Source organism: Lentzea tibetensis, from assembly GCF_007845675.1.
In the GTDB taxonomy this organism is placed as follows: domain Bacteria; phylum Actinomycetota; class Actinomycetes; order Mycobacteriales; family Pseudonocardiaceae; genus Lentzea; species Lentzea tibetensis.
The window spans coordinates 1-22,169 of the sequence record NZ_VOBR01000044.1; the positions used below are offsets into that span (position 1 = coordinate 1).

The window sequence follows — 22,169 nt, forward strand, 5'->3', positions numbered from 1 at the left end:
TCCTCGCTGATCACCTCACGGTCGCCACATCGAAAAGCCCCTGTCAAGGCGGAAAAGCTGCCTTGACAGGGGCTTTTCGATGTGGCAAGGCTGCGCCTGATCAGCGAGGACCTCCCCACCCCTGGCCCTTCGGATGCTTGGGATTATTCGGCTGCCGGTTGTGTTCGGGGGCCGCGCCCGGTTGGCAGTGCGTGGGTTGGGAGTGCGGCGGGCGCTCTTTTCTTTTGGTACGCGCCGGTTTGGCTGGTGCTCGCTTGGTTCGCGCCGGTTTCGTCGGGCTCCCTTGGCATCTGCCGGTTTGGCGGTGCTCGCTTGGTATCTGCCGGTTGGGCGGTGCTCGCCTTGTTCGCGCCGGTTGGGCGGTGCTCCCTGGTGCGCCTGCCGGTTCGGCTGGTGCTCGCTTGTGGCCTGCCTGTGCCGTCGTGCCCGCCACGCACCTGCCGGTTCTCGCTTTGCCCGCCTCCGCTTCTGCGGGCGCGGAATTGTCGGTGCTAGCTGGGAGCATCGATTCGGGGGGTTCTCACGCGCGGGGACGCCTGCGTGAGCGTGGCCGCCCGCCATGCCCGCCACGGCTTCTCCCGGCTGGCTGGTGCTCGCCATGTCGGCCTGTGGTGTGTGGGCCGCCTTGGCTTCTGCCGGTTTCGTGGTGGGTCGCTGGGTGTGCTGGCTTCGCTTCGCTCGCGGGGGTGTGCGCCGCGCGGCAGAAAGTGCGGGCTGTCGCACCCCGGCTTCGTGGCTGGCGTGTCTGCGGGGCCGGGAATTGTCGGTGCTGGCTGCGAGCATCGATCGGGGGGTTCTCGTGCGCGGGGGACGCCTGCGTGAGCGTGCCCCGCGTCCGAGTCGGTGAAGCCTGCCGCGCATCCGCCGGTCAGCCGCGCCCGTCGCGCGCGTGCGAGTTGGGCGAGGCCCCTGCCCGCCCCGCTCCACGCACCTGACGGTCGACACGACGCCCCGCCCGCAGGCATTCGGCCTGGTGGGTACCAGCCGCCTGGGCCTATTTCGTCGCCCGGTCGGGTGAGCAGCCGGGCTACCGCTCGTCACGGAAATTCCTGCCGCCCTGGGCCCGTGAGGCGTAGGAAGTTTGGCCGTGAACGCCGCGAAACGCGGACGTAACACGCGCAGGTCGACAGTTCACCTCGACGAAACCTGACGCGCGGGTAAGTGAAACAGGACAAACCGATGCTCCCCTGCAACCGATGTTCAGTGGAGGTCGACGTGGATACAGGGGACACCGCCTGGGTGCTCACCAGCTCCGCTCTGGTGCTGTTGATGACTCCGGGCCTTGCCTTCTTCTACGGGGGCATGGTCCGTTCGAAGAGCGTGCTCAACATGATGATGATGAGCCTCGGCGCCATGGGCGTCGTGGGTGTCCTCTGGGTGCTGTTCGGGTACTCGACGGCATTCGGCGCCGACGTCGGCGCCGGTCTCCTCGGCAAACCGTTCGAGTTCTTCGGGCTCGACGGGCTGCTCGGCAAGGAGTCGCTGTTCGGCACGATCCCGAGCACTGTGTTCGTGGCGTTCCAGGCGATGTTCGCGATCATCACGGTCGCGCTCGTCTCCGGTGCGATCGCGGACCGCGCGCGGTTCGGACCGTGGTTGCTGTTCGCCGGGTTGTGGGCGACGGTCGTGTACTTCCCGGTCGCGCACTGGGTGTTCGACTTCGACGGCAAGGACGCTGACGGCAACGTCATCGACCCCGGTGGCTGGATCGCCAACAAGCTGCTCGCGATCGACTTCGCCGGTGGTACGGCCGTCCACATCAATGCCGGTGCCGCGGGTCTCGCGCTGGCGATCGTGCTCGGCAAGCGCGTCGGCTGGCCCAAGGAGCCGATGAAGCCGCACAGCCTGCCGCTCGTCGTGCTCGGTGCCGGTCTGCTGTGGTTCGGCTGGTTCGGGTTCAACGCGGGCTCCGCGCTCGCCGCCAACACCACCGCCGGTGTCACGTTCATCAACACCGCCGTCGCCACGTGTGCCGCGATGCTCGGCTGGTTGATCGTCGAACGCATTCGCGACGGTCACGCCACCACGCTCGGTGCCGCGTCGGGCATCGTCGCCGGTCTGGTCGCGATCACCCCGGCCTGTTCCAGCGTCACGCCGATCGGCGCGATCGCGGTCGGTGCGATCACCGGTGTCCTCTGCGCACTCGCCGTGAGCCTCAAGTACCGCTTCGGCTTCGACGACTCGCTCGACGTCGTGGGCGTCCACCTGGTGGGTGGTCTTTCCGGCACGATCCTGATCGGTCTCTTCGCCAGCGACGCCGCCCCGGCCGCGGTCAACGGCCTGTTCTACGGCGGCGGGTTCAACCAGCTCTGGCGGCAGGCCGTCGGCGCGTTCGCGGTCATGGGCTACTCCTTCGTCCTCAGCCTGATCCTCGGTTACGCGGTCAAGCTGACGGTCGGGTTCCGCGCCACTGAGGAAGCGGAAGTCGCTTCGATCGACGAAGGTGAGCACGCCGAGCGCGCGTACGAGTACGGCAGCCTCACCAGCGCTCGTGGTGCCAGCAAGCCCAGTGTCACCGCGGGCGCCACCGCGGTCCTCGAGGGGAGCAAGAAGTCATGAAGCTGGTCACCGCGATCATCAAGCCGTTCACGCTGGATGACGTCAAGAGCTCACTCGAACAGCTCGGGGTGCTCGGCATGACGGTCAGCGAGGTCCAGGGGTACGGCCGCCAGAAGGGCCACACCGAGGTCTACCGCGGTGCCGAGTACTCGGTGGACTTCGTGCCCAAGATCAAGGTCGAGGTCGTTGTCGACGACGCGGCTGTCGACAAGGTTCTGGACGCGGTGGTCGAGGCCGCCCGCACCGGCAAGATCGGTGACGGGAAGGTCTGGGTCACCCCGGTCGACGCGGTGATCCGCGTCCGCACGGGAGAGCGCGGACAGGACGCACTTTAAACACAGGGGGACGGCCGCATGGATGACAACGAGACGGCCGTCGTCACGGCTGACGACCTGGTGCGAGCACGCGAACGCCTGCTCACGCCAGGTCGTCGCCGCTTGGCCGCCGAACCGCTCCGCGAGGCACTCGTGGACCTGCACGAGTTCTGGCTGACCGCGCACGCGAGCGCCGCCGGGATCTCGGGGCCGGGAATCGCGCTGGTGGCTGTGGGCGGGCTGGGGCGACGCGAGCTGGTTCCGTACTCGGACCTCGACCTCGTGTTGGTGCACAACGGTTTCAAGGGCATCGACGACGTCGCGGACAAGCTCTGGTACCCGCTGTGGAACTCGGGGATCGGGCTCGACCACTCGGTCCGCACGGTCGGCGAGGCGCTCCGGGTGGCCGCGGGAGATCTGCGGACCGCGCTGGGACTGCTGGACATCCGGCACGTCGCGGGCGACCAGGAGGTGTCGCAGCGGCTCGCGGACAGCGCGCGCCAGGCGTGGCGCTCCGGCGTCCGCACGAGGCTGGACGAGATCGCCGAGTCGGCCACCAAGCGGTGGGCGCGCAGCGGCGAGATCGCGCACCGCGTCGAGCCCGACCTCAAGCACGGGCGCGGCGGCCTGCGCGACATCACGATGCTGGACGCGCTGGCGGTGGCGCAGCTGGTCGACCGCCCGTCGGTCGAAGTGGACGAAGCCCGCAGGCTGCTGCTGGACGTCCGCACCGAACTCCGCCGCGTGGCGCGGAAACCACGCGATGTCCTGCGCGCACAGGACGGTGACGAGGTCGCCTCCGCGCTCGGCCTCGCGGACCGGTTCGCACTCGCGCGTGCGCTGTCCTCCGCCGCGCGCACGGTCGTCTACTCGTTCGACGTGTCGCTGCGCACCGCACGCGCGGCCGTGCCCAAGCGCGGGCTCGGCGCGTTCCTCAGCCGCACGCCGCCACGCCGTCCGCTGGACGAAGGCGTGGTGCTGCACGGATCCGAGGTGTCACTCGCGCGTGACGCGATGCCCAGCCGCGACCCGGCCCTGCTCCTGCGCGTCGCGACGGCGGCGGCGCGCAGCAAGCACCCGATCGCGGCGGGCACGCTGACCCGCCTCGCCGACTCCGCGCCCGAGCTGCGCCAGCCGTGGCCCCGCGAAGCGCGCGAGGAGCTGCTCGCGTTGCTGGGCAGCGGTTCGGGCCTCGTGGACGTCGTGGAAGCGTTGGACCGCACGGGTTTGTGGGGCAGGCTGTTCCCGGAGTGGGGCGCGGTCAGGGATCTGCCCCCGCGCGACGCCGCGCACATGTGGACGGTCGACCGGCACCTCGTGCAGGCCACCGCGCACGCCGCACGGCTCGCGACCACGGTGTCCAGACCGGATCTGCTGCTGCTCGGCGCCTTGATCCACGACATCGGCAAGGGCCGCCAGGCCGACCACTCCGAGGTGGGCGCCGCGCTGGCGACCCAGATCGGCGAACGGCTCGGCCTGTGGCCGCACGACGTCGAGACGTTGTCGCTGATGGTCCGGCACCACCTGCTGCTGCCGCACACGGCGACCCGCCGTGACGTCGAGGACGAGGCCACTGTGCACCGCGTGGTCGAAACGCTCGGCGGCGACCCGGTGCTGCTGGAGCTGCTGTTCGCGCTGTCGGAGGCGGACGCACTCGCCACCGGGCCCGGCGTGTGGACGGACTGGAAGGCATCGCTGATGGCCGACCTGGTCAGCCGCTGCCGGGTCGCCATGGCCGGTGAGGAACTGCCCAAGCCGGAACCGCTGGACCAGGTGCAGCAGGACATGGCCGACCGCGTCACCAAGGCGGGCAAGCCGGACGTGCTGGTCGACGGCACCACGGTCACCGTCGTCGCACCGGACCGTCCGGGCCTGCTGTCGCGCGCCACTGGCGTGCTGGCGTTGAACTCGCTGGAGGTGCACGCGGCCGCCATGCGGTCACACGGCCCGGCGGCGGTGGACGTGTTCACCGTCTCGCCGAGGTTCGGCTCCATGCCGGACGCGTCGCTCCTGCGCGAACAGCTGACCCGCGCGGTCGACGGCACCCTGTCGCTGGCCGAGAAGCTGGCGGCCAAGGAACGCGACTACGGCGGCCCACCCCTCGACCGCCCGCCGGCCAAGGTCCTGTGGTTCGACGACGAGTCGACCGGCGCCGTCGTGCTGGAGCTCCGCGCGGGCGACCGCATCGGGCTGCTGCACCGGGTCGCCGACGCGCTGGAACGCTGCGGCGCCGACGTCCAATGGGCCCGTGCGTCGACGCTCGGCGCGACCGTCGTCGACTCGTTCAGCCTGGTCGCGGACGGCCCGCTGGACCGCAAGAAGATCGAACGAGCGGTCCTCGACGCCGCTCGGTAACCCACTCGGATGGAATAGGTAGCTCTACGCACAACCACTCGGGTGTGCTCACGCTGCCTCAGGGTTCCCCCGGAGGGCAGGCTTCTCCTCAGTGACGGACGAGGGGAAACCCGCTCCGGGGGGAACGCGGGGGAGGCGGTCGTCACTGGTCCGGGAGCGGCCCACTGAGGGGTTGGACCGCTCCCGGACGACCACCCTGAGATTTCCCTGGTATTCGGACAAAACGATGAACGAGCACCCCCGGTCGGACGTCTAATCAGGTATGACCGCCCTGCTGCGCGCCTCAGCCGTCACCCCGACCGTCGCCTCGGTCGCGGTACGACCCCGCTCGCTCGTCGTGCTCGCCGGGCTGCCCGGCGCGGGCAAGACGACCCTGCTGGGCAGACTGGACGCCGCCGAGCCGGTCACGGTCCTCGACTCGGACCAGGTCCGCGAGTGGATCCAGGCCCGCATCTCACTGCCGTACCGCACGTACCGCCTGTTCGTGCACCTCGCACACCGCTTCCGCGTCCTCTGGCACGCGCTGTTCTCGCCGGGGCTCCTGGTGGTGCACGAGCCGTCCACGCGTCAGGGGACCCGCGCGATGCTGCTGGTCATGGCCCTGCTGTCGGGCCGCCCTCGCCACTTCCTGTGGCTGGACGCCTCCGCCGCCGAAGCACTGGACGGCCAGATCGCGCGCCACCGGATGATCCGCGCCCACTCGTTCGAGCGTCACGTACGCCGTGCCGACGTGATGCGCGACCAGTTCGAGGCGGGCTGGAAGCCGTTCGGCTGGCCCGCGGTGACGGTGCTGACGAGGGCGGGCACGTCGGGCGGCCTGCGCCTCACCGTGTGAGCAGCTCGTCCGCGCGGTTCCTCAGGTAGGTGCTGAAGTCGGTGAGCAGGTCGGCCATCTCGCGCAGCCTGTCCGCTCGCGCCGCGTCCGGCTGGTTGCCGAGCAGGCCGGCGAGCGCCTGGCTGAGCTGACCCAGCAGCACGATGTCGTCCTCGAACATCACGGCACGGGCCTCAGGTTCTCGCGGGCCCGCCACTCGGCGTCGCAGTCGAAGCACGTCTTCTTGAGAGGAATCACCTGCCGAGGTCCTCGATGACCTCCCGGAGGAAGGCGCGCAGCTCGTCACCGCTGATCGCGGCCGTCCGCAAGGCGTTGAAGTGCTCCAGGTACTCCGCGATCTCCTCGGGATCGCGGATGACGAGCCTTCTGGTCAGCGTCTGGATGAGCACGATCGACTCCGCGTCGCGCCCCGGATCGCCGATCATGCTGAAGCTGTGGAGTTGGTGCACGCGTTCGTTCGAGTTGAACGTGATCAGGCCGAAGTCGACATTCGGCCGGTGCGAGAACTCGATCAGGTGCTGGACCTGCTGCCGCATGTCTTCGGCTGGGATGAGCTTGCGCCGGAAGGCGCTCTCGTTCATCACGAACTCGAACTGCCTGTCGAGGTTGTTCAGCGACTCCTGTCGTGCCAGGCGGGCGTCCACCACCTCATCCAGCCGCTCCTCCGGTGACTGCCTGCCGCCGAGCATGAACATCGCTCGCGCATACGGACGGGTCTGGGCCAGGCCGATCACGAGATCGCCGGAGTAGGCGCGGACCGCCGAAGCGTTCGCCTCGAGCCGGTGCAGTTCCTCCTGTCGGCGGCGACGTCCGGGCGCCCGGTACCGCTTCATCTCGACGGCTTCGCTGTTGGTGATCTCCGCGAGTTCAGCCAACTCGGCGTGCGTTTGCTCGGATGCTTTGGTGAGACGCGCCCACTCCTGGACGTCCTCCGGCGGGGGCGAGGTCTCGCCGCGTTCGGTCTTCGAGACCTTCGACTGCGACCAGTTCAACCGGCGCGCGAGTTCCGTGGTCGACAAGGCCGCGTCGAGGCGCAGAGCGCGCAACATCGACGCGAGCCGTTGGCGTTCCTCGGACTGCGTGGTCATCGGATCAGGTGGGGTTCCCGTGTCGTCAGGTACTCGTTCAGTGCGATGGTGTGCTGCAGAGAACGATCGCGCATCGCCAAGTACGGCGCGACGTTCTCGGCGAGCTCCGGGCGCAGGAAATGGCCCTCGTCGTCGTAGATCATCTTGACCACGACCTCGTCGTCCACCAGCCAGAAGTCCTCGTGCAGATCGGTTAGTTCTGGGCTCGACGCGCGGTCTGCGACGAAGATGTTCTCGCCTGCCAGCTGGTTCTCCTGGTACCCCCACAGTTCCCACTGCGAGTAGTCGCACAAGGGGTCCAGGATGCGTGCCCTGCTCCACCGCACACCTTGTGCGGTGGTGTTCTTGATCCTGGTGAGAAACGGGCTCTCTTCGACGGGTCGCCGGAACCGTCGGCCGGCTTTCCATTCCGCGAACTGTTCGGTCTCTGCCTCGACGAGGTACTGGGGGAGCGTCTCCAGGCGGAAGCGTGACTTCTTCGCGCCCCAAGATCTCGCGCGTCTCGGTTCGGTCCACGGCAGTCTCACCCCCTCTCTAGTCGTTCAAATGAATGTCTATACGACTAGGTTCGTTCGGGTCCAAACCTCAGTGGGGTGGTGATAACCCTTTACCTGCGTGTCCGCGTGTTTGATCATCGGCTCGTGCGAATGGTCTGGCGGGTGCGGTGGTGGGTCCGGGTGCTGTCGGTGGCGGTCCTGGTGCTGATGGTCATGCTCCAGACGGTGTGGGCGACCGCGCCGAACCCGGACTGGCAGCGCACCGGTGTGCCGCTGGAGGACCAGATCTGGGGTGGGGGCTTCGTGGTCGCACTGGCCTTGGTGGTCTGGTCGGCCTTCCGGGCGCGGATCGAGCTCGCCGACGGCATGGTTCGGGTGGTCAATCCGTGGGGAGTTCGGGAGTTCCCGGCCTCCGACGTGGTGTCGGTCCACCCCGGTGGCTACGGCCTCGAGTTCGAGCTGCCCGAGGGGCGGGTGGCGGTGGCGTTCGCGGTGCAGTCGACCGCGGTGCACGCCGGCGCGGAGCCGCGCTGGGTCGAGATCGCCAGAGCCGTGACCGGGAGGGAGCCCGAGGCCGGTTCCACCGGATGATCGTCGCCTCCGGCCTGCGTCACGGATGTGCCGCAAAGGCGTGCGTATAGGCTGGGTGTCGTGTTCTCCACGCTTTCCGACCGGCTGACCACGGTTCTGCAGGGCCTGCGCGGCAAGGGCAGGCTCTCGGACGCCGACATCGACGCCACCTGTCGCGAGATCAGGGTGGCCCTCCTCGAGGCTGACGTCGCGCTGCCCGTTGTGCGCGCGTTCATCGCCAGCATCAAGGAGCGCGCCAAGGGCGCGGAGGTCTCCCAGGCGCTGAACCCGGCGCAGCAGGTCGTGAAGATCGTCAACGAGGAGCTCGTCAACATCCTCGGTGGCGAGACGCGCAGGCTGAACCTCGCCAAGAACCCGCCGTCCGTGATCATGCTCGCGGGTCTGCAGGGTGCGGGTAAGACGACGCTCGCGGGCAAGATGGCCAAGTGGCTGCGCAGCCAGGGCCACACGCCGATGCTCGTCGCCTGCGACCTCCAGCGCCCGAACGCGGTGACGCAGCTCCAGGTCGTCGGCGAGCGCGCAGGTGTGCCGGTGTTCGCGCCCGAGCCGGGCAACGGCGTCGGCAACCCGGTGGACGTCGCGCGGCGCGGCATCGAGGAAGCCAAGGCCAAGCAGCACGACATCGTGCTCGTCGACACCGCCGGACGGCTGGGCGTCGACGAGGAGATGATGCAGCAGGCCATCGACATCCGTAAGGCCGTCGACCCGGACGAGATCCTCTTCGTCGTCGACGCGATGGTCGGTCAGGACGCGGTCAACACCGCGACCGCCTTCCGCGACGGCGTCGGCTTCACCGGTGTCGTCCTCACGAAGCTGGACGGCGACGCCCGCGGTGGTGCCGCGCTGTCCGTCCGCGAGGTCACCGGCCAGCCGATCCTGTTCGCGTCCAACGGTGAGAAGCTCGAAGACTTCGACGTCTTCCACCCGGACCGGATGGCGTCGCGCATCCTCGGCATGGGTGACGTGCTCACCCTCATCGAGCAGGCCGAGCAGCACTTCGACCAGGAGCAGGCCGAGAAGGCCGCCGAGAAGCTGCACACCGGCCAGCTGACGCTGGAGGACTTCCTCGAGCAGATGCTCGCGATCCGCAAGATGGGCCCGATCGCGAACCTGCTCGGCATGCTCCCCGGCGCGGGCCAGATGAAGGACCAGCTGGCGATGCTGGACGAGAAGCACCTCGACCGCATCCAGGCGATCATCCGCGGCATGACGCCCGCCGAGCGCGACGACCCCAAGATGATCAACGCCTCGCGCCGCCTGCGCATCGCCAACGGCTCCGGTGTGAAGGTCAGCGACGTCAACGACCTCGTGAACCGGTTCTTCGAGGCGCGCAAGATGATGTCGCAGATGGCCGGCCGCATGGGCTTCGGCGGCGGCGGTGGCTCCAAGAACCGCAAGGGCAAGAAGGGGAAGAAGGGCAAGGGCAAGGGCCCGACGCAGCCCAAGGTGCGCGGCGGCTTCCCCGGCATGTTCCCCGGCGGCATGCCGGGCGGGATGCCCGGAATGCCCCCCGGCGGGCTCCCGCGCGGCCTCGAAGGCGGCGGTCTCGACCAGCTGCCGCCCGGCTTCGACCCGTCGAAGCTGAAGTTCGACAAGTAGATCCATGACCTTGCACCTGCGCGGTGTAGTCCTCCCCGACGACACCGAGACCGACATCTGGGTCGTCAACGGCCGCGTCCGCACCCGGCCCGTTCCGGGCGCGGAGACGGTGGTCGACGGCGGCTTCCTGGTGCCGGGCCTCGTGGACGCGCACTGCCACGTCGGCATCGGCCCGAAGGGCCCGGTCGACCTCGCGGAAGCGACCGAGCAGGCGATCACCGACCGCGACGCGGGCACGTTGCTCATCCGCGACTGCGGCTCACCGATCGACACGCGCCCGCTGCAGGAGCGCCTCGACCTGCCGCGGATCGTCCGCGCCGGCAGGCACCTCGCCAGGCCCAAGCGCTACATCCCGTACCTGGGCGTGGAGATCGAGGACCAGCAGGACCTCCCGAACGCCGTCGCCGAGCAGGTCGCGTACGGCGACGGCTGGGTCAAGCTCGTCGGCGACTGGATCGACCGGTCGGCAGGCGACCTGGCCCCGCTGTGGGACCCGGACGTGCTCGCCGCCGCGATCAAGGTCGCGCACGACGGAGGCGCCCGCGTCACCGCGCACGTCTTCGGCGAGGACGCGCTGGAGGGCCTGCTCGCCGCGGGCATCGACTGCATCGAGCACGGCACCGGGCTGTCCGAGTCGTCGATCGAGCTGATGGCCGCGAACGGCACGGCGCTCGTCCCGACCCTGATCAACATCGAGAACTTCCCCGGCATCGCGGACTCGGCGAGCAAGTACCCGTCGTACGGTCAGCACATGCGCGACCTGCACGCGCGCAACGCCGCGACCGTCGGCGCCGCGATCGAGGCCGGCGTGCCGGTCTACGCGGGAACGGACGCGGGCGGCGGCATCCAGCACGGGCGGATCGTCGACGAGATCATCGCGCTGCACCGGGTCGGGATGTCCGCGACGGACGCCATCGGCGCCGCCTCGTGGAACGCCCGCGCGTGGCTCGGCTACCCGTCGCTCACCGAGGGTGCGGCCGCGGACATCGTCGTCTACGACACCGATCCGCGCGCCGACCTCGCGGTTCTGCGGTCGCCGCGCCTGGTCATGCTGCGGGGCCGCATCCACTGACCTGAGGGTTCGGCAAACGGGTGATCGGGTACGTTACGGACATTCTGCTACTGGCCGTATACCTGTAGATGGCCCCAGCGTGACTAGGGTGGCTGAACGTGACACCGTCCGAGTCCCCGGAGCCGAGTCCACCGGGCCTCATCGAGAGCGTGCGCGCGGTCAGCAGCGCACCTGAGCCCGACCGGGCAGGCCAGCGCTGGGGTTTCGGCGCGTTCCTGCTCGTCGAGGCCGTGTTCATCCTGTCCGCCGTGTTCATCACCGCGGTCGGGCGCATCAACGGCGCGTCGCTGTCCAGCTCGGTGTCACTCGTGCTCATCGGGTCGATCGTGCCCAGCGTGCTCGCCGCCGCCGTCGCCGTCGTGATCACCAAGGTGCGCGGCAACGGGCCGGTGATCGACCTGCGGCTGCAGTGGACCAGGGAGGACGTCGCCACCGGGCTCAAGCTCGGCATACTCGGGCTCTTCCTCACCTACGTCGCGGCGACGATCTGGGCGAAGGCCGTCGGCGAGGAGAACGCGACCTCGGCCGTCGGCGAGCTGGTCACCCAGGCCTCGCTGCCGGTGTCCGCCGCCGTCGTGATGTTCCTGTACGTCTGCTTCATCGGGCCGGTGTGCGAGGAGATCATCTACCGCGGCCTGCTGTGGGGCGCCGTCGAACGCCAGGGCTGGAACCGCTGGGCCGCGTTCGGCATGACGACGGTGATCTTCGCGATCAGCCACCTCGAACCGCTGCGCACGACGTTGCTGATCGTCATCGCGATCCCCATCGGCATCGCCCGGCTGATCACCCGCAGGCTCGGCGCGAGCATCGTCGCCCACGTCATGAACAACTTCCTGCCCGGACTCACCCTGCTGCTCGTCACGATCGGAGTGATCCCCGCCTGATGGACCTCAACAGCGACCTCGGCGAGGGCTTCGGGATCTGGCGGCTCGGCGACGACGAGGCGCTCCTGGCCGTCATCACCAGCGCGAACGTCGCGTGCGGCTTCCACGCGGGCGACCCGTCGACGATGCGGCGGGTGTGCGTCGCCGCCGCCGAGCGCGGGGTCGTCGTCGGCGCCCAGGTGTCCTACCGCGACCTCGCCGGGTTCGGGCGCCGGTTCATCGACGCCGACCCGCGCGAGCTGGCGGACGAGGTGCTCTACCAGATCGGCGCTCTCGAGGCGTGTGCGCGAGCGGCCGGAACGCGCGTCGCGTACGTGAAGCCGCACGGCGCGCTGTACAACGCGACCGTGCACCACGAAGCGCAGGCGCGCGCTGTCGTCGAGGGCGTGCGCGCGTTCGGCGAACTGCCCGTGCTCGGCCTGCCCGGTTCACAGCTGCTGGAGTTCGCCCGCAAGGCCGGACTGCGCCCCGTGGAGGAGGCGTTCGCGGACCGCGGTTACACCCCGGAGGGCACCCTGGTGCCCCGCAGCCAGCCGAACGCCCTGATCACGGACACCGCAGCCGTCGTCGAACGAGCCCGCAGGCTGTTGGACGGCGAGTTGGTCGCGGTCGACGGAACGGTGCTCAAGACGTCCGCCGAATCGTTGTGCGTGCACGGCGACACGCCCGGTGCGGTGGGGCACGCCAGGGCGGTCCGGGAGGCTCTGGGCAGCGTCGCTCCGTTCGCCTGAGCCCCGATTCGGACTCGCACCACCCCATCTGGCACAATTGCCTGCTGTCCGCCGCGGTCGGCCCCTCTGCCCGGGCCGCGGCTGTGTAGCGACACCAACACAGAGTTCAAGGAGCACCACACTCGTGGCCGTCAAGATCAAGCTTCAGCGTCTCGGCAAGATCCGTCAGCCGTACTACCGGATCGTCGTCGCCGACGCGCGCACCCGTCGCGATGGCAAGGCCATCGAGACCATCGGCAAGTACCACCCCAAGGAAGAGCCGTCGTTCATCGCGGTCGACTCCGAGCGGGCGCAGTACTGGCTGGGCGTCGGCGCGCAGCCGACCGAGTCCGTCCAGCGCATCCTCGAGATCACCGGTGACTGGCAGAAGTTCAAGGGCCTGCCGGGCGCCGAGGGCACGCTGAAGGTCAAGGAGCCGAAGACTCCGAAGGCGGAGCTGTTCGCCGCCGCGCTGGCCGCCGCCAACGAGGAGCCGATGACCCAGGCCACCACGCCCAAGGCGAAGAAGGCCAAGAAGGCCGACGACGCGCCGAAGGCTGACGCCGAGGCGACCAAGGACGAGGCGTGAGTTTGTTGGCTGACGCCCTCGAACACCTCGTTCGCGGCATCGTCGACCACCCGGACGACGTCCGGGTGAACCTGGTCACGACCCGCCGCGGCCGCACCCTCGAGGTCCACGTCCACCCGGACGACCTCGGCAAGGTGATCGGCCGTGGCGGTCGCACCGCGACGGCACTGCGCACCGTGATGGCCGGCATCGGCGGTCGCGGTGTCCGGGTCGACGTCGTCGACACCGACCGCTGATCGAGCTTTAGAAGAGGGTATGGACGTCGTCGTCGGCCGTGTGGCCAAGGCGCACGGAATCACTGGCGAACTCGCCATTGACGTGCGCACGGATTCGCCCGAGATGCGTTTCGCGCTCGGCGCGACCCTGCAAGCCAAACTGCGCGACGGCACGTCTCGAAGCCTCACCGTGGCAGCCGCCCGGCCTCATGCCGGGCGGCTGCTCGTGCGTTTCACCGAGGTCGTGACCCGCGACGTCGCTGAGGCGCTGCGCGGCACCATCCTCCTGGGCAGCACCGACGACCTCCCGCCGACGGGCGACCCGGACGAGTTCTACGACCACGAGCTCGAAGGCCTCGACGCGCTGCTCACCGACGGCACCAAGATCGGCACCGTGCTGGAGGTACTGCACGGCCTCGGTGGCGAGCTGCTGGTGGTGAAGCGGGAGAACGGCGAGGCGCTGATCCCGTTCGTGCGCGAGATCGTGCCGACCGTGGACATCGCGGGCCGCCGCGTCGTGATCGACCCGCCAGAGGGCCTGCTCGATGCGGATTGACGTCGTCACGATCTTCCCCGAGTACCTGGCCCCGCTGCGCGCGGCGCTGCTCGGCAAGGCCATCGACAAGGGCCTGATCAGCGTCGACGTCCACGACCTCCGCGAGTGGACGCACGACGTGCACAAGGCCGTGGACGACAGCCCGTACGGCGGCGGTCCCGGCATGGTCATGAAGCCCCAGGTCTGGGGCGAGGCACTGGACTCGATCGTGGGCGACGAGCCCGCGCGCCTGGTCGTGCCGACCCCGGCCGGTCGCCCGTTCACCCAGGCACTGGCGCACGAGTACGCCGCAGAACCGCATCTGGTGTTCGCGTGCGGCCGTTACGAGGGCATCGACCAGCGCGTCGTCGACGACGCGTCGCGCCGGATGCGCGTGGACGAGGTGTCGATCGGCGACTACGTGCTGGTCGGCGGCGAGGTCGCCGTGCTGGCGATCGTCGAGGCCGTCGCGCGGCTGCTGCCCGGTGTGCTGGGCAACCCGAAGTCGCACGCTGAGGACTCGTTCCAGGACGGCCTGCTGGAGGGCCCCAGCTACACGCGGCCCGAGGTGTGGCGCGAGCTGGCCGTGCCGGACGTGCTGCGGTCCGGCAACCACAAGGCCATCGACCGCTGGCGGCGTGACCAATCGCTCACGCGGACCCTCGAACGGCGCCCGGACCTGCTGGAAGCGCTGCCGGAAGGCGCGCTGGACAAGCACGACAAAGCCCTGCTCACGCGCCTGCGCGAGGGCGGGGAGTAGCCCGATTTCATTCCGGGGTGCCCCTTCTGGCACACTGGACAGGTTGCTGCAGCCGGTCGCGTACCGGCGCGCGCTTAGCCGACCCCCATCATGTCGTGCACTGCCATGGAACATGCTCTGGGGAGCACAGACACGTGAGGACGACCACCGATGAACATCCTGGACGCACTTGACGCCCAGTCGTTGCGCTCCGACATCCCGAGCTTCCGGCCGGGCGACACGCTGAAGGTCCACGTCCGCGTCATCGAGGGCTCGCGCGAGCGCGTCCAGGTGTTCCAGGGCGTCGTGATCCGTCGCCAGGGTGGCGGCATCCGTGAGACGTTCACCGTTCGCAAGGTCTCGTTCGGCGTGGGCGTCGAGCGCACCTTCCCGGTGCACTCCCCGAACATCTCCGAGATCGAGGTCGTCACCCGCGGTGACGTGCGTCGCGCGAAGCTGTACTACCTGCGCGACCTGCGCGGCAAGGCCGCCAAGATCAAGGAGAAGCGCGAGGCCAAGCCGGTCAGCTGAACACGCTGATCGGTGGCTGAGAGCCCCTCAAACGAAGACGAGTGCGCCTCCGACGCCGAGTCCGAACAGGACTCGCGTGGGAGGCGTACTCCTCTTTGGCGTGAGGTCGTCGTTCTCGTCGTCACCGCGATCGTCCTGACGGTCGTCATCCAGGCGTTCGTGGCGCGGGTCTACGTGATCCCCTCGGCGTCGATGGAGCAGACGTTGCACGGCTGCAACGGCTGCGAGAACGACCGCGTCCTGGTCGACAAGATCACCTACCGCTTCACCGACATCTCCGCGGGAGAGGTCGTGGTGTTCCGCGGGCCCGAGGCGTGGAACAACGACTTCGTGTCGCCGCGCTCGTCGAACAAGTTCGTCTCGGCGCTGCAGGGCGCCGCCTCGCTGGTCGGTCTCGCGCCGCCGAACGAGCGCGACTTCATCAAGCGCGTCATCGCGTTGCCCGGCCAGACCGTCGAGTGCTGCGACGCCGACCACCGGCTCCTCGTCGACGGCAAGCCGCTGGACGAGCCATATGCGTACTGGCAGCCGGGAACGTCCCCGGCGGACCACGAACCCTTCGCGCCGGTGCGCGTGCCCGCCGGGCGGCTCTGGGTGATGGGGGACAACCGCACCAACTCGATCGATTCGCGCAAACAGGGCGGTGGGGGCGAAGCGGGCACGGTGCCGGTCGACGACGTGATCGGCAAGGCGCGCGTGATCGTTTTTCCTTCGTCGCGCTGGGGCGGCATCTCGGACCACAATCCGCAGGTCGTGGCGTTGGGTGCGCCGCTGGGCCTCGGCGTGCTCGGCGCGTTTCCGGTGTTGTGGGTGGGACGACGCATTCGCAAGCGCCTAGGCTGATCTCGTGGTTGACGTGGATCCCGAGCAGGCCCCGGCAGACGACGAGAAGTCCTCTGCGAAGAAGAAGCGCAAGAAGGGCAACTTCTGGAAAGAGCTGCCTGTGCTGCTCGTCGTCGCGTTCGGGCTCGCGGCGCTCATCCAGGTGTTCCTCGGTCGCGTCTACATGATCCCGTCGGAGTCGATGGAGCAGACGCTGCACGGTTGCTACAACTGCTACGGCGACCGAGTGCTCGTGGACAAGGTCACCTACAACTTCACCGACCCGTCGCCGGGTGACGTGATCGTCTTCCGCGGGCCGGAGGCGTGGCAGAACGACTTCGTGTCCGACGAGCCGGGCAACTTCGTGACGAAGTCGCTGTCGTGGCTCGGTTCGCTGATCGGGTTGCCGCAGGCGAACGAGGAGGACTTCGTCAAGCGCGTCATCGCCGTGCCGGGGCAGACGGTGAAGTGCTGCGACGACCAGAACAAGGTGACCGTCGACGGCAAGCCGCTGGACGAGCCGTACGTGTACTACGCGCCGGGCGCCAGCTCGTCGCAGGAGTCGTTCGCGGAGCTGAAGGTCCCGGACGGTTTCCTGTTCGTGATGGGCGACAACCGCAACGACTCGTGCGACTCGCGCTGCCAGGGCGGCGGCGGGCAGGCCGGTCTCGTGCCGATCGACAACGTGATCGGCAAGGCGCGCGTCATCGTGCTGCCGCCGACCAGGTGGGGCGGCGTGACCGACCACAACCCGCAGGCCGTCTCCATGGGTGCACCGGGATGGCAGGAGAGCGTCCCGATGGGCGTCGGTATCGTCGCCGCGTGGCCCGTTCTTCTGCTCGGCCGGCGCGTGCGCCGCGCCCTTCAGCGATGACGATGCTCCTGCCGCCGCGGGCCGTGGTGCGGGGGTCGTCCGGCAACTGGGCCCTGCAGTCCGCGCTGGACCGCCGCGGCCTCGGTCCGGTGGCAGGTGTGGACGAGGCGGGCCGCGGTGCCTGCGCGGGGCCGCTCGTGGTGGCGGCCTGCGTCCTTCGTCCGGGTGATGCCGCGAAGTTCGACGGCTTGACGGACTCGAAGCTGATGACCGCGCTCGCGCGTGACCGCATGTACGACAAGGTGCTCTCGCGCGCGGTGGACCACGCGGTGATCGTGGTGCCCGCGTCCGAGGTGGACCGGATCGGCATCCACGTGACGAACATCGAGGGCATGCGGCGAGCGGTCGCGCAGCTGGCGACGCATCCTGGGTACGTGCTGACCGACGGTTTCCGCGTGCCGGGGCTGACCGCGCCTTCGATGTCCGTGCTGAAGGGCGACCAGGCGGCGGCGTGCGTCGCGGCGGCGTCGATCCTGGCCAAGGTGACCAGGGACCGCATCATGGCGGACCTGCACGGGTCGTATCCGGTGTACGGGTTCGACGTGCACAAGGGTTACTGCACGCCCGAGCACACCGCCGCGTTGACGGAGCACGGGCCGTGTGCGGAGCATCGCTGGTCGTATGCGAACGTGACATCGGCGGCGCTGGCCCACGGCATGACGGCGCCGCACAGGGTGGCGCGCAGCGTGGCCGCGACAGCAGTAGTCCAGAATGGGGCACTCCCGATTTCCATCGGGGAGCTCGCGACGAGGGAGGGCGCGGAACAGATGACCCGCGCGGAGGCGTAATGAGTGCAGAGGATCTCGAGAAGTACGAGACCGAGATGGAGTTGTCGCTGTACAAGGAGTACCGCGACATCGTCAGCCAGTTCTCGTTCGTCGTGGAGACCGAACGAAGGTTCTACCTGGCCAACTCGGTGGACGTGCAGGTCCGCAACGCCGACGGCGAGGTGTACTTCGAGGTGCGGATGTCCGATGCGTGGGTGTGGGACATGTACCGTCCCGCGCGCTTCGTGAAGAACGTCCGAGTGATCACGTTCAAGGACGTCAACGTGGAGGAGCTGGACAAGCCGGACCTCCGCCTGCCGGACAGCGGGCCGTTCCCCACGTAGCACACCCCACCGACATTCCGGGCCGAGTCGACCCCGACTCGGCGTGACCTGTCCACAGCCCCGGACTTGTCCACAGATCACCACCAAGGCCGGTTCCCACCCCGCCCCACCCTGCAAGGTCGTACCCGAAGACCTTCCAGGGAGGCGAGGAACCATGGCAGTGATCACCCGCAACCGGAACCACGAGCTCGGCCGCAAGGGCGAGGACGTCGCCTGCGAGTTCCTGGAGAACCAGGGCCTCGTGGTGCTGTCGCGCAACTGGGCGTGCCGCGACGGTGAGCTGGACGTCGTCGCGACAGACGGCGACCAGCTCGTCGTCTGCGAGGTGAAGACCAGGTCGAGCGACTGGTTCGGCGGTCCGGACGAGTCGGTGTCGCCTGCCCAGCTGGACCGGGTGCGCAAGCTGGGCATGCGGTGGCTGGCCGCGTACCGGGTCGGCTGGTGCCGGGTGCGCGTCGATCTGGTGTTCGTGCTCTGGCAACCCGACGGCCAGGTCAGCCTGCGGCACCTGCGGGGTGCCTGATGGGCCTCGCGCGGTCGTGGTCAGTCGCCCTGTTCGGCGTCGACGGCCTCGCGGTGGAGATCGAGGCCGACGTCGGCACCGGCCAGCCGAAGACCCAGCTGCTGGGCCTGCCGGACGCGGCGCTGCACGAGTCGAAGGAACGCGTCAAAGCCGCCGTGCGCAACAGCGCCGAGGAGTGGCCGAAGCAGCGGGTGGTGCTGGGCCTGTCCCCGGCCGCGATGCCGAAGGGCGGCTCGGGCTACGACCTGGCCATCGCGTGCGCGACCCTGGCCGCCGCGAACACCGTTCCGTCCGAACGCCTGGCGGGCACCGTCCTGATCGGCGAGCTGGCACTGGACGGCCGCGTCCGGGCGGTCCGAGGGGTGCTGCCGTCCCTGCTGGCGGCGCGTCGCGCGGGCCTGTGCCGGGCGGTGGTGCCGACGGAGACCCTGCCCGAGGCCGCATTGGTCGACGGCGTGGAGCTGCTGGGCGCGACCCGCCTGGCCGAGGTGCTGTCGTGGCTGCGCGGCGCCGACGACGTCTTGACTTCACCGCCGACGCCGGCGGAGCAACCACTGCCCGCGTCACCGGACCTGGAGGACGTGCTGGGCCAGCCGGAGGCCCGCTGGGCACTGGAGGTCGCGGCGGCAGGCGCCCACCACCTCCTCCTGACGGGCCCGCCGGGCACCGGCAAGACCATGCTGGCCCAGCGCCTGATCGGTCTGCTGCCACCGTTGACCAACGACGAGGCGCTGGCGGTGACGGCGGTGCACTCGGTGGCGGGCATGCTCACCCCGGAGTCCCCGCTGGTGACGTTGCCGCCGTACGTGTCCCTGCACCACTCGACGTCCATCGCGGCGTTGGTGGGCGGCGGCGCGGGCCTGGCGAAGCCGGGTGCGGTGAGCCGGGCCCACCGAGGCGTTCTGTTCCTGGACGAGGCGTGCGAGTTCGGGCCCCGCACGCTGGAGGCCTTGCGCACGGCGTTGGAGGAGGGCGAGGTGCGCCTGGCCCGGCGTGACGGCATCGTCCGCTACCCGGCCCGCTTCCAGTTGGTGATGGCCACGAACCCCTGTCCGTGCGCCCCGCCCAAGGAGATCGACTGCTGCTGCACCTCGACAGTCCGCCGCCGCTACTCGGCCAAGCTGTCGGGTCCGCTGCTGGACCGCGTGGACCTCCGCGTGCGCATGCGCCCCCTGACGGCGATGACGGGAGCGGAAGCCGGCACCCCGGAACCCACGGGCCTGGTGCGTGAACGCGTGCTCAAGGCCCGCGCACGGGCGACCGCCCGCTGGTCCGCCCACGGCTACACCTGGACGACGAACGCGGAGGTCCCAGGCCCGGTGCTGCGCCGCGAGTTCGCCTTACCGCGCCAATCCACGAGTCTGCTGGACCGCGGCCTGGCCAGCGGCGTCCTGACGGGCCGAGGCGCAGACCGCTGCCTGCGAGTGGCGTGGACCTTGAGCGACCTGTCGGAGTCCGACCGCCCCACCGCCGACCACGTGGCCGCGGCCCTGGAGTTCCGCGAGCGGAGGTCGGCATGATCCCGTCCCAGCGATCAGCCCCGCCTTCGCTCCCGTCACCCCTGCCTCCGCGCCGCCCACCGACACCTCCGGCCCCGGAACCTCTCGTGCTGTCGGCGCGGTTCCACATCGACTGGGGCCGCCCGTGCACCTTCACCTGGCGCCCGCCACCACCGGGTTGCCAGGCCGACCGGCGGGGGCGCGGATGAACCTGCGCGACGTGCGCCTGGCCCGCGCGTACCTGTCACGGGTGGCCGAACCCCACGCGGGAGCGCTCTCCACCCTGGTGGCCGAGGTTGGTCCACTTGAAGCCGCCGCACTCGTGCGCGCGGGTGACGTCTCGCCCAGCGTGGCGAGCCAGACCTCGGCGAGACGCGCGCAGGAACAGGCCGAGGACGACCTCCAGCGCGTCAAGGCGAAGGGCGGCCGCCTGGTGATCCCGGAGGACGACGAGTGGCCGCGCTGGCCGTTCGTGTCCCTGGGCGTGGCCGCGTCCCACCGCAGATGCGGCGGCGAGCCACTGGCCCTGTGGGTCCGCGGCGACCACCGGCTGACCGACCTGGCCGAGCGCGCGGTCGCGGTCGTCGGCTCCCGCGACAGCAGCGGCTACGGCCAGCACGTCGCGACCGAACTGGCTCACGGCCTGGCCGCGGCAGGCGTGGTGGTCGTCTCCGGCGCGGCCTACGGCATAGACGGCGCCGCACACCGCGGCGCACTGTCCGCGGGCGGCACCACCGTCGCCGTGCTGGCCTGCGGCGTGGACGTCGCCTACCCAGCAGGCCACCAGGGCCTGCTCGCCAAGATCGCCCAGGCAGGCGTGGTCGTCAGCGAGTACCCGCCGGGCGTCCAACCGGCCCGCCACCGCTTCCTGACCCGCAACCGCCTGATAGCCGCCTTCGGCGCGGGCACAGTCGTAGTGGAAGCCGCGCGCCGCAGCGGCGCGAAGAACACGGCCGCCACCACCCTGGCCCTGGGCCGAGTCCTGATGGCAGTACCGGGCCCGGTCACCTCCCTGAGCTCAACGGGCTGCAACGAACTCCTGCGCTCAGGCGACGCCGTCCCAGTCAGCAACGTCGCCGAAGTCGTCGAGTCGATAGGCCGCTTCGGCGACGACCTGGTCGAACCCACCACCCGCACCACACACGACCTGGGCCCACCCCAAGGCGAAGCCATGCGCGTCTACGAAGCCCTAGGCCTGCGCGACGGCTTCAGCCCAGAAGCCATCTCAGTCGAGTCGGGCGTAGAACTCCCACGCGTCCGAGCCCTACTACCCGAACTGGAACTAGCAGGCCTAGCCCAACGAGAAGACTCAGGCTGGCGCCGCCTATCCCCACCCCAACCTCAATCCCAACCCCAATCCCAACCCGCCTAACCAACCCCACCCCACCAACTCCACCCACACACCACGCCAACCAGCCATCCACGCCCCCGAGCCAAGCCCGCCGCAGTACCGGGCGCCGCCGAGCGAAGCGCGCCGTGCCGGGCGCTGCGCTCTGGCCAGCCGGGCACACCGCCAGCCGGGCATGCCGCCTAGCCGGCACGCCGCCCAGCCAGGCACACCGACTGGCAAGCGGTCCGACTGGCAAGCGGGCCGACTGGCAAGCGGGCCGACTGGCAAGCGGGCCGACTGGCAAGCGGGCCGGTGGCCAGCCACTCCGCCGAACCTGGCGCTTTGCCGAGGGAGGCACACCGGCTGGTGAAGCGGTCCGCTTTGCCAGTCGGCCCGATTGGTCAGGTGCCTCGCCTGCCGTGCGCTTCGGCCAGCTAGGCACACCGCCAGCCAGGCACACCGACTGGTGAAGCGAGCCGACTGGCAAGGCGGCCGGTTCGTCAGCCGTGTCGCCGTGCCAGCCGCTCCGCCCAGCCCGGCGCTTTGCCGAGCCAGCCACACCGACTGGTCAAGCGACCCGCCTGGTCAGCCGGCTGACTAGCCAAGTGGTTCGCCTGCCCATGCGCTTCGCCCAGCCATGCGCGCTGGCTGGCGGAGTGCTCAAGCAGGACCGGGGCGAACCGGCTGGTCAAGGCGCCTGCTCGCGAGTTGGCCGCTTGCGGCGAGTCCGTCGGCTGGCCTGACGGTTCGGCTGGCGGGCATGGTCGGTGCGGGCGCAGCCATGTGGGCGTGCACAGGTGTGTGGTGGGTGCGGGCGTGTGGCCGGAGTGCTCGCTGGCGACGGTCGAGCCGCACCGCGGTCCTCGAGGATTCGCGGCGGAAGCCCGTCGTGCGGGG

Annotated in this window: 24 protein-coding genes; 21 read left to right on the forward strand and 3 right to left on the reverse strand. The window is 69.8% G+C overall.

What is annotated here, in order from left to right; genetic code table 11:
- The first annotated feature begins 1,215 nt into the window (after window positions 1-1,215).
- The 4 genes from FKR81_RS39850 to FKR81_RS39865 all read left to right on the forward strand — a co-directional run bounded on the left by FKR81_RS39850 (window position 1,216) and on the right by FKR81_RS39865 (window position 6,063).
- Window positions 1,216-2,559, forward strand: a complete 1,344-nt coding sequence (locus tag FKR81_RS39850; protein WP_146360246.1) for an ammonium transporter — start codon at window positions 1,216-1,218, stop codon at window positions 2,557-2,559.
- Entirely contained in the window at window positions 2,556-2,894 is a 339-nt protein-coding gene (locus tag FKR81_RS39855; protein ID WP_146360248.1) for a P-II family nitrogen regulator, read from the forward strand. Before FKR81_RS39850 ends, FKR81_RS39855 begins: the two co-directional genes overlap by 4 nt.
- Window positions 2,895-2,912: 18 nt before the next feature.
- The gene (locus FKR81_RS39860; protein ID WP_146360250.1) at window positions 2,913-5,228 is read left to right on the forward strand and encodes a [protein-PII] uridylyltransferase; all 2,316 of its coding nucleotides are present in this window, start codon (window positions 2,913-2,915) and stop codon (window positions 5,226-5,228) included.
- A gap of 262 nt (window positions 5,229-5,490) precedes the next feature.
- Window positions 5,491-6,063: an AAA family ATPase gene (locus FKR81_RS39865; RefSeq protein WP_146360251.1), complete on the forward strand. Its 573-nt coding sequence runs from the start codon at window positions 5,491-5,493 to the stop codon at window positions 6,061-6,063.
- On the opposite strand, the gene FKR81_RS39870 is transcribed toward FKR81_RS39865, so the two are convergent.
- The 3 genes from FKR81_RS39870 to FKR81_RS45895 form a co-directional block, all read right to left on the reverse strand.
- Window positions 6,053-6,223, reverse strand: a complete 171-nt coding sequence (locus FKR81_RS39870; RefSeq protein WP_186763452.1) for a hypothetical protein — start codon at window positions 6,221-6,223, stop codon at window positions 6,053-6,055. The genes FKR81_RS39865 and FKR81_RS39870 overlap by 11 nt on opposite strands.
- Before the next feature lie 73 nt (window positions 6,224-6,296).
- On the reverse strand, window positions 6,297-7,151 hold the full coding sequence (locus tag FKR81_RS39875) for a helix-turn-helix domain-containing protein (RefSeq protein WP_186763453.1): 855 nt from the start codon (window positions 7,149-7,151) through the stop codon (window positions 6,297-6,299).
- Complete coding sequence (locus FKR81_RS45895) at window positions 7,148-7,678, reverse strand: DUF6879 family protein (protein WP_328593193.1); 531 nt, start codon at window positions 7,676-7,678, stop codon at window positions 7,148-7,150. Before FKR81_RS45895 ends, FKR81_RS39875 begins: the two co-directional genes overlap by 4 nt.
- A gap of 114 nt (window positions 7,679-7,792) precedes the next feature.
- Here FKR81_RS45895 and FKR81_RS39880 point away from each other — a divergent pair, with 114 nt between their 5' ends.
- The 17 genes from FKR81_RS39880 to dprA all read left to right on the forward strand — a co-directional run bounded on the left by FKR81_RS39880 (window position 7,793) and on the right by dprA (window position 21,314).
- Window positions 7,793-8,239 (forward strand): hypothetical protein, encoded by a 447-nt coding sequence (locus tag FKR81_RS39880; protein ID WP_146360257.1) that lies wholly within the window; start codon window positions 7,793-7,795, stop codon window positions 8,237-8,239.
- 60 nt (window positions 8,240-8,299) lie between these two features.
- The gene (ffh, locus tag FKR81_RS39885) at window positions 8,300-9,838 is read left to right on the forward strand and encodes a signal recognition particle protein (RefSeq protein WP_146360259.1); all 1,539 of its coding nucleotides are present in this window, start codon (window positions 8,300-8,302) and stop codon (window positions 9,836-9,838) included.
- 4 nt (window positions 9,839-9,842) lie between these two features.
- Window positions 9,843-10,910 carry an amidohydrolase family protein gene (locus FKR81_RS39890; protein WP_186763455.1) on the forward strand — a complete coding sequence of 356 codons (1,068 nt, stop codon included), beginning with the start codon at window positions 9,843-9,845 and terminating at the stop codon, window positions 10,908-10,910.
- 98 nt (window positions 10,911-11,008) lie between these two features.
- Window positions 11,009-11,794, forward strand: a complete 786-nt coding sequence (locus FKR81_RS39895; RefSeq protein WP_407936585.1) for a CPBP family intramembrane glutamic endopeptidase — start codon at window positions 11,009-11,011, stop codon at window positions 11,792-11,794.
- Window positions 11,794-12,525 carry a LamB/YcsF family protein gene (locus FKR81_RS39900; RefSeq protein ID WP_146360263.1) on the forward strand — a complete coding sequence of 244 codons (732 nt, stop codon included), beginning with the start codon at window positions 11,794-11,796 and terminating at the stop codon, window positions 12,523-12,525. The genes FKR81_RS39895 and FKR81_RS39900 overlap by 1 nt, the downstream gene beginning before the upstream one ends.
- 124 nt (window positions 12,526-12,649) lie before the next feature.
- A complete protein-coding gene (gene rpsP, locus FKR81_RS39905) occupies window positions 12,650-13,093 on the forward strand; it encodes a 30S ribosomal protein S16 (RefSeq protein ID WP_146360265.1) in 444 nt (147 codons plus the stop codon).
- Window positions 13,090-13,329 carry an RNA-binding protein gene (locus FKR81_RS39910; protein ID WP_030468017.1) on the forward strand — a complete coding sequence of 80 codons (240 nt, stop codon included), beginning with the start codon at window positions 13,090-13,092 and terminating at the stop codon, window positions 13,327-13,329. Before rpsP ends, FKR81_RS39910 begins: the two co-directional genes overlap by 4 nt.
- 19 nt (window positions 13,330-13,348) lie before the next feature.
- Window positions 13,349-13,864, forward strand: a complete 516-nt coding sequence (gene rimM / locus FKR81_RS39915) for a ribosome maturation factor RimM (protein WP_146360267.1) — start codon at window positions 13,349-13,351, stop codon at window positions 13,862-13,864.
- A complete protein-coding gene (gene trmD / locus FKR81_RS39920; protein WP_146360269.1) occupies window positions 13,854-14,603 on the forward strand; it encodes a tRNA (guanosine(37)-N1)-methyltransferase TrmD in 750 nt (249 codons plus the stop codon). Before rimM ends, trmD begins: the two co-directional genes overlap by 11 nt.
- A 150-nt stretch (window positions 14,604-14,753) precedes the next feature.
- A complete protein-coding gene (gene rplS, locus FKR81_RS39925) occupies window positions 14,754-15,113 on the forward strand; it encodes a 50S ribosomal protein L19 (RefSeq protein WP_146360271.1) in 360 nt (119 codons plus the stop codon).
- A 12-nt stretch (window positions 15,114-15,125) separates the two neighbouring features.
- Window positions 15,126-15,956: a signal peptidase I gene (gene lepB / locus FKR81_RS39930; protein WP_146360273.1), complete on the forward strand. Its 831-nt coding sequence runs from the start codon at window positions 15,126-15,128 to the stop codon at window positions 15,954-15,956.
- A 4-nt stretch (window positions 15,957-15,960) separates the two neighbouring features.
- Window positions 15,961-16,809: a signal peptidase I gene (gene lepB, locus FKR81_RS39935; protein ID WP_146360275.1), complete on the forward strand. Its 849-nt coding sequence runs from the start codon at window positions 15,961-15,963 to the stop codon at window positions 16,807-16,809.
- Complete coding sequence (locus FKR81_RS39940) at window positions 16,806-17,597, forward strand: ribonuclease HII (RefSeq protein WP_146360277.1); 792 nt, start codon at window positions 16,806-16,808, stop codon at window positions 17,595-17,597. Before lepB (FKR81_RS39935) ends, FKR81_RS39940 begins: the two co-directional genes overlap by 4 nt.
- Window positions 17,597-17,920 (forward strand): DUF2469 domain-containing protein, encoded by a 324-nt coding sequence (locus tag FKR81_RS39945; RefSeq protein ID WP_146360279.1) that lies wholly within the window; start codon window positions 17,597-17,599, stop codon window positions 17,918-17,920. The genes FKR81_RS39940 and FKR81_RS39945 overlap by 1 nt, the downstream gene beginning before the upstream one ends.
- 154 nt (window positions 17,921-18,074) lie before the next feature.
- Complete coding sequence (locus FKR81_RS39950; RefSeq protein ID WP_146360281.1) at window positions 18,075-18,443, forward strand: YraN family protein; 369 nt, start codon at window positions 18,075-18,077, stop codon at window positions 18,441-18,443.
- Complete coding sequence (locus FKR81_RS39955; RefSeq protein ID WP_146360283.1) at window positions 18,443-19,963, forward strand: YifB family Mg chelatase-like AAA ATPase; 1,521 nt, start codon at window positions 18,443-18,445, stop codon at window positions 19,961-19,963. Before FKR81_RS39950 ends, FKR81_RS39955 begins: the two co-directional genes overlap by 1 nt.
- A gap of 184 nt (window positions 19,964-20,147) precedes the next feature.
- The gene (dprA, locus tag FKR81_RS39960) at window positions 20,148-21,314 is read left to right on the forward strand and encodes a DNA-processing protein DprA (protein WP_146360340.1); all 1,167 of its coding nucleotides are present in this window, start codon (window positions 20,148-20,150) and stop codon (window positions 21,312-21,314) included.
- Window positions 21,315-22,169 lie beyond the last annotated feature (855 nt).

Coding starts and splice junctions, on each gene's coding strand:
- FKR81_RS39855 (WP_146360248.1), top strand. CDS start 2,556: ATGAAGCTGGTCACCGCGATCATCAAGCCGTTCACGCTGGATGACGTC.
- FKR81_RS39860 (WP_146360250.1), top strand. CDS start 2,913: ATGGATGACAACGAGACGGCCGTCGTCACGGCTGACGACCTGGTGCGA.
- FKR81_RS39865 (WP_146360251.1), top strand. CDS start 5,491: ATGACCGCCCTGCTGCGCGCCTCAGCCGTCACCCCGACCGTCGCCTCG.
- FKR81_RS39870 (WP_186763452.1), bottom strand. CDS start 6,223: ATGTTCGAGGACGACATCGTGCTGCTGGGTCAGCTCAGCCAGGCGCTC.
- FKR81_RS39875 (WP_186763453.1), bottom strand. CDS start 7,151: ATGACCACGCAGTCCGAGGAACGCCAACGGCTCGCGTCGATGTTGCGC.
- FKR81_RS39890 (WP_186763455.1), top strand. CDS start 9,843: ATGACCTTGCACCTGCGCGGTGTAGTCCTCCCCGACGACACCGAGACC.
- FKR81_RS39900 (WP_146360263.1), top strand. CDS start 11,794: ATGGACCTCAACAGCGACCTCGGCGAGGGCTTCGGGATCTGGCGGCTC.
- rimM (WP_146360267.1), top strand. CDS start 13,349: ATGGACGTCGTCGTCGGCCGTGTGGCCAAGGCGCACGGAATCACTGGC.
- trmD (WP_146360269.1), top strand. CDS start 13,854: ATGCGGATTGACGTCGTCACGATCTTCCCCGAGTACCTGGCCCCGCTG.
- rplS (WP_146360271.1), top strand. CDS start 14,754: ATGAACATCCTGGACGCACTTGACGCCCAGTCGTTGCGCTCCGACATC.
- FKR81_RS39940 (WP_146360277.1), top strand. CDS start 16,806: ATGACGATGCTCCTGCCGCCGCGGGCCGTGGTGCGGGGGTCGTCCGGC.
- FKR81_RS39945 (WP_146360279.1), top strand. CDS start 17,597: ATGAGTGCAGAGGATCTCGAGAAGTACGAGACCGAGATGGAGTTGTCG.
- FKR81_RS39950 (WP_146360281.1), top strand. CDS start 18,075: ATGGCAGTGATCACCCGCAACCGGAACCACGAGCTCGGCCGCAAGGGC.
- FKR81_RS39955 (WP_146360283.1), top strand. CDS start 18,443: ATGGGCCTCGCGCGGTCGTGGTCAGTCGCCCTGTTCGGCGTCGACGGC.
- dprA (WP_146360340.1), top strand. CDS start 20,148: ATGAACCTGCGCGACGTGCGCCTGGCCCGCGCGTACCTGTCACGGGTG.